The organism is Pseudomonas serbiensis, assembly GCF_030580745.1.
In the GTDB taxonomy this organism is placed as follows: domain Bacteria; phylum Pseudomonadota; class Gammaproteobacteria; order Pseudomonadales; family Pseudomonadaceae; genus Aquipseudomonas; species Aquipseudomonas serbiensis.
The window spans coordinates 264,944-275,215 of record NZ_JAUQOO010000007.1 but is presented as its reverse complement, the minus strand read 5'-3'; the positions used below and the strand labels follow the sequence as shown (position 1 = coordinate 275,215).

Genomic DNA, 10,272 nt, shown 5'->3' with positions numbered 1-10,272 from the left:
TCCCGGTGCTGGACCTGACCGATAACGAACTGGCCAAGCTGCATATCCGGCATATGGTCGGCGGGCATGCCGAGCGGGTGGATGATGAAGTGGTGCTGCGCTTCGAGTTCCCGGAACGGCCGGGCGCTCTGTTCAACTTCCTCAACAAGCTGGGCGGGCGCTGGACCATCTCGATGTTCCACTACCGCAACCACGGCGCCGCCGATGGCCGCGTAGTGGCCGGGCTGGTGGTGCCGGAAGAGGAACGGCATCTGGTGGGCGCAGCGCTGGAGGAGATTGGCTATCCGTACTGGGATGAGAGCCAGAATCCGGCGTACAAGCTGTTTCTGGGGTAAGCGGTCTGTGGGTGTAATGCTGATCTAAGGCATGCATATCACTTGCGGGATGGGCCTTGGCCGCGACGACTTGCTTACAGGCAACATGTTTTCAGCGCCTGAAACTATGCTGTCGCGGCCAAGGCCCCTCCCACGGATTGTGATTCCAGCCACCCGATTTCCACCTTGATTTGCTACGCTCAATACAGCTTCGCCAGCAAGGGATGTCCGCAATGGAATACATCACAGCGCTGAAAACCCTGCATATAGCCGCCATCACGCTATGGTTGCTCAGCGCCTTCGGGCTGGCTTTCTGGGTCATCAAGAAGCATGTTCATGACCGCCTTTTGCAACGCCCGGCCTTGTTTGTCTGGCTGCTGATGGCTGTCTGCCTGACGATCCTGCCTTTCAGCGGCTGGTGGCTGGTTCATCTGCTCGGCTGGTCACTGGGGCAGACGTGGGTGCTGGCCAGTAGCGTGCTTTATGTTGTGGGGCTTTTCAGTTGGGTCTGGCTGGTGAGTCGGCTGGCCGGGAAGGCTGGCAATCTGCGGTTCACCTTGGCGCTGGCAGTCATTACCACCGTCTGCCTTATAGTGATGGCCGGTCTGATGGTCTTCAAACCGGCTTGATCGCGGCATTTCTCAACGCAGGGAAATCACCTGCCAGCCGCGCTTCTCTGCTTCTGCACGCAGTTTCGGGTCCGGGTCCACGGCCACTGGATGGGCGACCTGTTCCAGCAATGGCAGGTCATTCATGGAATCGCTATAGAAATAGCTGCCTTCCAGACTGAATGCGTTCTCTTCAAGCCAATGATTGAGCCGAGTCACCTTGCCTTCACGGAAGCAGGGTATACCTGTCGTGCGGCCGGTATAGCGCCCGTCGATCTGCTCGCACTCGGTCGCCAGCAAGGTGTCGATCCCCAGGCGGGCGACGATTGGCGCGGTGACGAAGCGGTTTGTGGCGGTTATGACCACCAGTTTGTCACCTGCGTCGCGGTGTTTGGCGATCAGTTCCAGCGCCTTGGGCAGTACGATAGGTTCGATGCAGTCGCGCATGAAGTCCCGGTGCCATTCATCAAGCTGGGCCATTTCTGTGCGACCCAGGATTTCAAGGCTGAAATTCAGGTAGTCGTTCAGGTTGAGCGTGCCGGCCAGGTAATCTTCATAGAATGCGTCGTTGCGCGTTTTGTAGGCCACGGCATCGAGGATGCCGCGTTCGCACAGGTAATCGCCCCAAGCGTGATCGCTGTCACCGCCCAGAAGTGTGTTGTCGAGGTCGAATAAAGCCAGGCGCATGTGGTTACTCGCTGAAATAACTGAAAAAAGAGCACAAGAATACGAGGTTTTCACAAGACTTCACATAAGGTGCTAAGGCTCGTTGCTGCTTTGATCGCCTTTGTGGAACAATGCGGCGACATGCGTTTGCGAGGTTGTTGCCGTGATCGACCCCGATGGTTTCCGTCCTAATGTCGGGATTATTCTGACAAACGATGCTGGTCAGGTCCTATGGGCTCGGCGTATTAACCAAGATGCCTGGCAGTTTCCGCAGGGTGGAATCAACCCTCAGGAGACGCCGGAAGACGCGCTTTATCGTGAATTGAATGAAGAAGTCGGGCTGGAACGACAGGATGTGCAGATTCTGGCCTGTACCCGAGGCTGGTTGCGCTATCGTCTGCCGCAACGACTGGTCCGTACTCATAGCCAACCGCTATGTATCGGCCAAAAACAGAAATGGTTTCTCCTGCGCCTGATCTCCAACGAGCAGCGGGTGCGGATGGATTTGACCGGTAAACCGGAGTTCGATGGCTGGCGCTGGGTCAGCTATTGGTATCCGTTAGGCCAAGTGGTGACATTCAAGCGCGAGGTGTATCGACGCGCACTCAAAGAGCTTGCCCCGCGCCTTTTATCGCGCGACTGACACGGAGTTCGACCCCGAGCCATGCTCAATACGCTGCGCAAGATCGTCCAGGAAGTTAACTCCGCCAAGGATCTCAAGGCGGCGTTGGGCATTATTGTGTTGCGCGTCAAGGAGGCCATGGGTAGCCAGGTCTGCTCGGTCTATCTGCTTGACCCCGAAGCCAACCGTTTTGTGCTGATGGCTTCCGAGGGCCTGAACAAGCGCTCCATCGGCAAGGTGAGCATGGCGCCGAACGAAGGCCTTGTGGGCCTTGTCGGTACACGCGAAGAGCCGCTGAACCTCGAAAACGCTGCCGATCACCCCCGTTATCGCTACTTTGCCGAAACCGGTGAAGAGCGTTATGCCTCTTTCCTGGGCGCGCCGATCATCCATCACCGTCGTGTGGTTGGCGTGTTGGTGATCCAGCAAAAGGAGCGGCGTCAGTTCGACGAAGGGGAAGAAGCCTTCCTCGTCACCATGAGTGCCCAACTGGCAGGCGTAATCGCCCATGCCGAAGCCACTGGCTCGATCCGCGGTCTGGGTCGTCAGGGCAAGGGTATCCAGGAAGCCAAGTTTGTCGGCGTGGCCGGTTCGCCCGGTGCGGCGGTTGGCGTGGCGGTGGTCATGTTGCCACCCGCCGATCTGGAAGTGGTCCCCGATAAAGCTGTCACTGATATCGATGCCGAACTGGCGCTGTTCCAGAATGCGCTGGAAGGCGTGCGCAATGACATGCGTACCCTGTCAGCCAAGCTTGCGACCCAGTTGCGGCCTGAAGAGCTGGCACTGTTCGACGTTTACCTGATGATGCTCGACGACGCTTCGCTGGGTAGCGAAGTGACCAATATCATCAAGACCGGCCAATGGGCGCAGGGTGCCTTGCGTTCGGTGGTGAACGAGCACGTCAACCGTTTCGAGCTGATGGACGACGCCTACTTGCGCGAGCGTGCATCGGACGTCAAGGATTTGGGTCGCCGCTTGCTGGGTTACCTTCAGGAAGCCCGGCAGCAGGCACTGGTCTACCCCGACAACACCATTCTGGTCAGTGAAGAACTGTCACCGGCGATGCTGGGTGAAGTGCCGGAAGGCAAGCTGGTCGGGCTGGTGTCGGTACAGGGCTCGGGTAACTCCCATGTCGCGATTCTGGCGCGGGCCATGGGGATTCCCACGGTCATGGGCCTTGTGGACTTCCCTTATTCCAAGGTGGATGGGATCGACCTGATCGTCGATGGCTATCACGGTGAAGTCTTCACCAACCCCAGCGACATCATGCGCCAGCAGTTCACCAAGGTGGTGGAGGAAGAGCGTCAGCTGTCCCAAGGGCTCGATGCCCTGCGCGAGCTGCCTTGCGTGACACTGGATGGTCATCGCATGCCGCTGTGGGTCAATACCGGCTTGCTGGCTGACGTCGCACGTGCCCAACAGCGTGGCGCCGAAGGTGTGGGCCTGTATCGCACCGAAGTGCCGTTCATGATCAATCAGCGTTTCCCGAGCGAAAAGGAACAGCTGGCCATTTATCGTGAACAACTGGCAGCCTTCCATCCGCTGCCGGTGACCATGCGCAGCCTGGATATCGGCGGCGACAAGGCGCTGTCCTACTTCCCGATCAAGGAAGAGAACCCGTTCCTGGGCTGGCGCGGCATTCGCGTCACCCTCGACCACCCGGAAATCTTCCTGGTGCAGACCCGCGCCATGCTCAAGGCCAGTGAAGGTCTGAACAACCTGCGCATTCTGCTGCCGATGATTTCCAGCACCCATGAAGTGGAAGAGGCCTTGCACCTTATCCATCGCGCATGGGGCGAAGTCCGCGACGAAGGCACCGATGTGCCGATGCCGCCTGTAGGCGTCATGATCGAAATTCCGGCTGCGGTCTATCAGACCCGCGACCTGGCCCGTCAGGTGGACTTCCTGTCCGTGGGCTCCAACGACCTGACCCAATACCTGCTGGCGGTTGACCGCAACAACCCGCGTGTCGCCGACCTCTACGACTACCTGCACCCGGCGGTGCTGCAAGCGCTGCAAAGCGTCGTGCGCGATGCCCATGCCGAAGGCAAGCCGGTGAGTATCTGCGGCGAGATGGCGGGCGATCCTGCTGCGGCTGTGCTGTTGATGGCGATGGGTTTCGACAGCCTGTCGATGAACGCCACCAACCTGCCGAAAGTGAAATGGATGCTGCGCCAGATCAACCTGAGCAAGGCCAAGGAACTGCTGGCCCAGTTGATGACCAACGACAACCCGCAAGTGATCAGCAGCTCGCTGCAACTGGCGCTGCGCAATCTGGGCCTGTCCCGGATGATCAATCCGGGGTCGGTCAAAGGGCATTGAGGCCGCTTCGACTGTATCGATCTGTCGCGGCCAAGGCCCCTCCCACAGGTTTGGTGTCCGTAGGAGCGCGCTTGCCCGCGATGCGTTTCAGCCCCTCCACGTTTCATCGCCCACCGCTAGAGCATCAAGCCGTGCTCCGGTAACATGCCGGACTGATTTTGGGGGCTCCCATGGAATTTGTGCTCTATCTGGCCTTGGGTGCCTGTGCGGGTGTGCTGGCCGGCCTGTTTGGCGTTGGCGGTGGCATCATTATCGTTCCGGTGCTGGTGCTCAGCTTCGGCCTGCAAGGTTTCGATGCGTCGGTGCTGACTCACCTGGCGGTCGGGACCTCTCTGGCGACTATCGTATTCACGTCGATCAACTCCGTTCGCGCTCATCACAGCATGGGCGCGGTGCGTTGGCCGATCTTTGCATGGCTGACGGTAGGCATTCTGGTGGGCGCAGGCCTCGGCTCGTTGACGGCCAGTTACATTGCCGGGCCTTATCTGCAGAAGATCATTGGTGTGTTCGCCCTGCTGGTCGCCTTGCAGATGGCGCTGGATCTGCGGCCCAAGGCCAGCCGTAGCGTGCCCGGCAAGCCAGGCCTGACAGCGGCAGGTGTGGTGATCGGCTGGGCTTCGGCGATTTTCGGGATCGGCGGCGGCTCTTTGACCGTGCCGTTCCTGACCTGGCGCAGCGTGTCCATGCAACAGGCGGTAGCAACTTCAGCGGCGTGCGGCTTTCCTATCGCGTTGGCAAGTGCAATAAGTTTCATGATTCTGGGGTGGCACGATCCCCAGCTGCCACCGCATAGTCTGGGCTTCGTTTACCTGCCCGCGCTGCTTGGCATTGCGGTCACCAGTATGTTTTTTGCGCGCTTCGGCGCCCGGCTGGCGCATAAACTGTCGCCACGTCTATTGAAACGACTGTTCGCTGCGCTGCTGTTATGCGTGGGCACCAGTTTCCTGATTTAGCTGTCTTTCGGATTCAGTCGCTCGCAAGAGCGTTCCAATTGAGGAGTTGCAATGCTGCCTTACCCGCAGATTGACCCGGTAGCCGTATCCCTCGGCCCGCTGCAAATTCACTGGTATGGACTGATGTATCTGGTCGGCATAGGTGGCGCATGGCTGCTTGCGTCGCGTCGCTTGAATGCTTTCGATCCGACCTGGACCAAGGAAAAACTCTCCGACCTGATTTTCTGGCTGGCCATGGGCGTCATTGTCGGCGGGCGTCTGGGTTATGTGCTGTTCTACGACCTGTCGGCTTATCTCGCCAATCCGCTGTTGATCTTTGAAGTCTGGAAAGGCGGCATGGCCTTCCACGGCGGTTTTGTCGGCGTGATGCTGGCGGCCTGGTGGTTTGGCAGACGCAATGGCAAGACTTTCTTCCAACTGATGGACTTCGTTGCTCCGCTGGTGCCGATTGGTCTGGGTGCCGGGCGTATCGGCAACTTCATCAATGCCGAGTTGTGGGGCAAGCCAAGCGATGTGCCATGGGCCATGGTCTTCCCGCCGTTCAGCGACCCGGCGCAACTGGCGCGTCATCCATCGCAGCTGTATCAGTTCGCCCTTGAAGGCGTGGCGCTGTTCATCATTCTCAACCTCTATGCACGCAAACCGCGCCCGACCATGGCCATTTCCGGCATGTTCGCCCTGTTTTACGGGATCTTCCGCTTTATCGTCGAGTTCGTCCGCGTGCCGGACGCGCAATTGGGCTATCTGGCGTGGGGCTGGGTCACCATGGGGCAGATTCTGAGTCTGCCGATGATTATCGCTGGTCTGGCCATGATCTGGCTGGCCTACAAGCGCGAACCTGCCAAGGCAGCGGCTTAATACTGAAACGCCGGGTGATGTTGCCCAGCGTGTTCAACGATGCAGGTAATTTATGAAGCAATATCTTGAACTAGTCGCCCATGTGATCAAGCACGGGACCTTGCAGTCCAACCGTACCGGCGTGAACACCATCAGTTTCCCCGGCGCGATGCTGCGTTATGACCTGCAGGAAGGTTTTCCGGCGATCACCACACGGCGTATGGCCTTCAAGTCGGCCATCGGCGAAATGGTCGGTTTCCTGCGTGGCGTCAGCAATGCAGCCGAATTTCGCGAACTGGGCTGCAAGGTCTGGGATCAGAACGCCAACGAGAACGCTCAGTGGCTGAACAACCCGTTCCGCAAGGGCGAGGATGATCTGGGCGAGATCTACGGCGTGCAGTGGCGCAAATGGCCGGCCTACAAGCGTATTGAAACCAGCAATGCGGCGGCGATTGAACTGGCCGTCAGCCAGGGTTACAAGCAGATCGCAGAGTCCGAAGAGGATGGCCAGAGCTTTGTGGTGCTGTACAAGGCCATCGATCAGATTCGCCAGTGCGTCGACACCATCATCAAGGATCCGGGCAGCCGCCGTATCCTGTTCCACGGCTGGAACTGCGCGCAGCTCGATGAGATGGCCTTGCCACCTTGTCACCTGCTTTACCAGTTGCACCCGAACCCGCAGACCCGGGAAATCTCCCTGACGCTGTACATTCGCTCAAACGATCTGGGCCTCGGGACGCCGTTCAACCTGACCGAAGGCGCTGCACTGCTGAGCCTGATCGGCCGCCTGACCGGCTACACGCCGCGCTGGTTCACCTATTTCATCGGTGATGCCCATGTCTACGAGAACCACCTGGACATGCTCAACGAACAGCTCACCCGTGAGCCGTTCCCGATGCCGAAACTGGTGATCTCCGACCGTGTGCCCGAGTTCGCCAAGACCGGTGTCTATCAGCCTGAATGGCTGGAGCTGATCGAACCTTCCGACTTCTCGCTGGAAGGTTACGAGCACCATCCGGCGATGACAGCACCGATGGCGGTATAGGGGGCGAGCTGCAAGCGGCAAGTTGTAAGCTGCAAGTTGCTTGAGGCTTTCAGCTTGAAGCTTGCAGCTGCTTCAATGTCCATGACTCTTGCCCACATGTGAAGGCTCGCCTTCTGCCGCCGCCACGGCGCCTGTCACTTCCAGACGCTCCAGAATTCCGCAATGGTCCGATTTACCGTCGCCACAACGGCGGCGCAGGTCCTGTAGCTGCTCCTGCAGGACTTGCAGGCTGGCGATGCGCGCATTGACGTGTTCGATGTGTTCGTCGATCAGCGCGTTGACGCTTTCGCACTGGTCCTGCGGGCTGTCGCGCAGGTTGAGCAGGCTGCGGATTTCTTCCAGCGTCATGTCCAGGCTGCGGCAGTTGCGGATGAACGACAGCCGCTCTACATGCGCCTGGGTGTACAAGCGGTAATTGCCGTCGCTGCGGGCCGGTGCAGGCAGCAGGCCTTCACGCTCGTAATAACGAATGGTTTCAACCTGAGAATCCGTCAACTTCGCCAGTTCGCCGATCTTCATATGTTTCATCTCGTTTGAGCGCTTGACCCTATAGTGGCTACAGGGTGTTCACTTGGCAACAAGTAGATCCCGGGAGCGGACCATGGGCCAGATTACAGATATTTCTCCAAAGCACGATGATCATAAAGACGGGCACAAGCACGTTGCGCATGCTCATTCTTGCTGCTCCGGCGCAGCCGCGCCTGCCACTGTCACTTTTGATGAGGCGCCCGCAGCCGGTGGGCGTTTGAGCAGTTTCCGCATCGAGCAGATGGACTGCCCGACCGAGCAGACTCTGATCCAGAACAAGCTGGGCAAGCTGCCCGGTGTGCATAAGCTGGAATTCAACCTGATCAATCGCATCCTTGGCGTCTGGCATGACCTGCCGACGACCGAGCCGATTCGTGAAGCCATCGGTGCGTTGGGCATGCAGGCCGACCCCATCGAGGAAGGCGCGAGCCAGGATGTGCCCGCGGCACCTGCGCCGAAAAAGCATTGGTGGCCTCTGGCACTGTCCGGCGTGATGGCGCTGGGCGCCGAAATCGTCCATTTCGCTCAGCTTGGCCCAACTTGGGTCGTTGCGCTGCTGGCCATTGTTTCTATCCTCAGTTGCGGCCTGACCACCTACAAAAAGGGCTGGATCGCGCTGAAGAACTTCAACCTCAACATCAACGCCTTGATGAGCATCGCGGTGACCGGCGCGGTCCTGATCGGCCAATGGCCTGAAGCGGCGATGGTGATGTTCCTGTTTACCGTGGCCGAACTGATCGAGGCCAAGTCTCTGGATCGTGCCCGTAACGCCATCAGCAGTCTGATGCAGTTGACGCCCGATGTGGCGACCGTCAGGCAGAGTGATGGAAGCTGGGTCGAAACCGAGGTCAAGAGCGTCGAAATGGGCGCTATCGTGCGGGTTCGGCCGGGTGAGCGGATCGGCCTTGATGGCGAGGTGGTATCGGGTAACTCGACCATCGATCAGGCGCCGATTACCGGTGAAAGCCTGCCTGTGGAAAAAACCGTGGGCGACAAGGTGTTTGCCGGCACGATCAACCAGTCCGGCTCGCTTGAGTACCGGGTGGCGGCTGCCGCGAGCCATTCCACGCTGGCGCGGATCATCCATGCGGTGGAAGCGGCTCAAGGCGCGCGGGCTCCGACCCAGAGTTTTGTCGATAGCTTTTCGCGAATCTACACACCGGTGGTTTTCCTGACCGCACTGGCCGTGGCCCTTGTTGCGCCACTGTTCTTCGGCGGTGCCTGGTTTGACTGGATCTACCGGGCATTGGTGTTGCTGGTTGTTGCCTGTCCTTGTGCTTTGGTGATTTCTACCCCGGTGACCATCGTCAGCGGTCTGGCCGCTGCGGCGCGCAAGGGGATTCTGATCAAGGGTGGCGTCTATCTGGAAATGGGCGAAAAGCTCGATTACCTGGCCCTCGACAAGACCGGCACTATCACCCACGGCAAGCCCGTGCAGACCGACTATCTACCACTGGATGTGACTGTCGCCGACAATGCGCCAGCCATTGCTGCCAGCCTGGCTGGTCGTTCCGATCATCCGGTTTCCCAGGCCATCGCCAAGGCGTCGGGGCAAGGGCAGGGTGTGCATGAGGTCAGTGCGTTCGAGGCATTGCCGGGGCGTGGCGTGAAAGGCGAGATCAATGGCCAGCTCTACCACCTGGGCAACCACCGTCTGGTCGAAGAACTGGGGCTGTGCTCGCCGGAGCTTGAAGCCAGGCTCGATGCGCTGGAAATACAAGGCAAGACCGTGGTTCTGTTGCTGGACACCTCTGGCCCGCTGGCGCTGTTCGCGGTCGCCGATACGGTCAAGGACAGCAGCCGCGAGGCTATCGCCCAGTTACACGAGCTTGGTATCAAGACCCTGATGCTGACCGGTGACAACCCGCACACCGCCAAGGCCATCGCTGCGCAAGTGGGGATCGATCAGGCTCAGGGCAATCTGCTGCCTGTGGATAAGTTGCAGGCCATTGAAGACCTGTATACCCGCAAGCATCGCGTCGGCATGGTGGGCGATGGCATCAACGATGCACCTGCGCTGGCCCGTTCGGAGATCGGTTTCGCCATGGCAGCGGCGGGCACCGACACGGCCATTGAAACTGCTGATGTCGCACTGATGGACGACGATCTGCGCAAGATCCCGGCGTTTATCCGACTGTCACGCGATACTTCGGCAATTCTCAAACAGAACATTGCGTTGGCGATTGTCACCAAGGTGTTCTTCCTGGGGATTACCTTTGCGGGTATGGCGACCATGTGGATGGCGGTGTTTGCCGACATGGGCGTGAGCTTGCTGGTGGTATTCAACGGGTTGAGATTGCTCAAGAAGTGAGCAATTTGGGGTTTTTTCGCGAATGAATTCGCTCCTACCGTAGGAGCGAATTTATTCGCGAAAGCG

The 10,272-nt window shown here is 59.1% G+C and carries 9 protein-coding genes and 1 pseudogene; 8 read left to right on the top strand and 2 right to left on the bottom strand.

Features of this window, described 5'->3' with window-relative positions; all coding sequences use genetic code 11:
* A pseudogene (locus Q6A51_RS12010) lies at window positions 1–335 on the top strand (threonine dehydratase); the annotation flags it as partial.
* Between the two features lie 212 nt (window positions 336–547).
* Window positions 548–943, top strand: coding sequence for a DUF2269 family protein (locus tag Q6A51_RS12005; RefSeq protein WP_304574877.1), 396 nt, complete (start codon window positions 548–550; stop codon window positions 941–943).
* A 12-nt stretch (window positions 944–955) separates the two neighbouring features.
* On the opposite strand, the gene Q6A51_RS12000 is transcribed toward Q6A51_RS12005, so the two are convergent.
* Window positions 956–1,609 (bottom strand): histidinol-phosphatase, encoded by a 654-nt coding sequence (locus Q6A51_RS12000; protein ID WP_304574876.1) that lies wholly within the window; start codon window positions 1,607–1,609, stop codon window positions 956–958.
* 142 nt (window positions 1,610–1,751) lie between these two features.
* On the opposite strand from Q6A51_RS12000, the gene Q6A51_RS11995 reads away from it, so the two are divergent.
* From Q6A51_RS11995 to Q6A51_RS11975, 5 genes are all read left to right on the top strand, one after another.
* Window positions 1,752–2,231 (top strand): RNA pyrophosphohydrolase, encoded by a 480-nt coding sequence (locus Q6A51_RS11995; RefSeq protein WP_025262356.1) that lies wholly within the window; start codon window positions 1,752–1,754, stop codon window positions 2,229–2,231.
* A gap of 21 nt (window positions 2,232–2,252) precedes the next feature.
* Window positions 2,253–4,532, top strand: a complete 2,280-nt coding sequence (gene ptsP / locus Q6A51_RS11990) for a phosphoenolpyruvate--protein phosphotransferase (RefSeq protein WP_201018357.1) — start codon at window positions 2,253–2,255, stop codon at window positions 4,530–4,532.
* 170 nt (window positions 4,533–4,702) lie between these two features.
* Window positions 4,703–5,485: a sulfite exporter TauE/SafE family protein gene (locus Q6A51_RS11985; RefSeq protein WP_304574875.1), complete on the top strand. Its 783-nt coding sequence runs from the start codon at window positions 4,703–4,705 to the stop codon at window positions 5,483–5,485.
* 51 nt (window positions 5,486–5,536) lie between these two features.
* Complete coding sequence (gene lgt, locus Q6A51_RS11980; RefSeq protein WP_201001401.1) at window positions 5,537–6,343, top strand: prolipoprotein diacylglyceryl transferase; 807 nt, start codon at window positions 5,537–5,539, stop codon at window positions 6,341–6,343.
* 52 nt (window positions 6,344–6,395) lie between these two features.
* Entirely contained in the window at window positions 6,396–7,367 is a 972-nt protein-coding gene (locus tag Q6A51_RS11975) for a thymidylate synthase (RefSeq protein WP_201001402.1), read from the top strand.
* A gap of 72 nt (window positions 7,368–7,439) precedes the next feature.
* On the opposite strand, the gene cadR is transcribed toward Q6A51_RS11975, so the two are convergent.
* A complete protein-coding gene (gene cadR, locus Q6A51_RS11970; RefSeq protein ID WP_304574874.1) occupies window positions 7,440–7,886 on the bottom strand; it encodes a Cd(II)/Pb(II)-responsive transcriptional regulator in 447 nt (148 codons plus the stop codon).
* An 82-nt stretch (window positions 7,887–7,968) separates the two neighbouring features.
* On the opposite strand from cadR, the gene Q6A51_RS11965 reads away from it, so the two are divergent.
* Complete coding sequence (locus tag Q6A51_RS11965) at window positions 7,969–10,206, top strand: heavy metal translocating P-type ATPase (protein ID WP_304574873.1); 2,238 nt, start codon at window positions 7,969–7,971, stop codon at window positions 10,204–10,206.
* Window positions 10,207–10,272 lie beyond the last annotated feature (66 nt).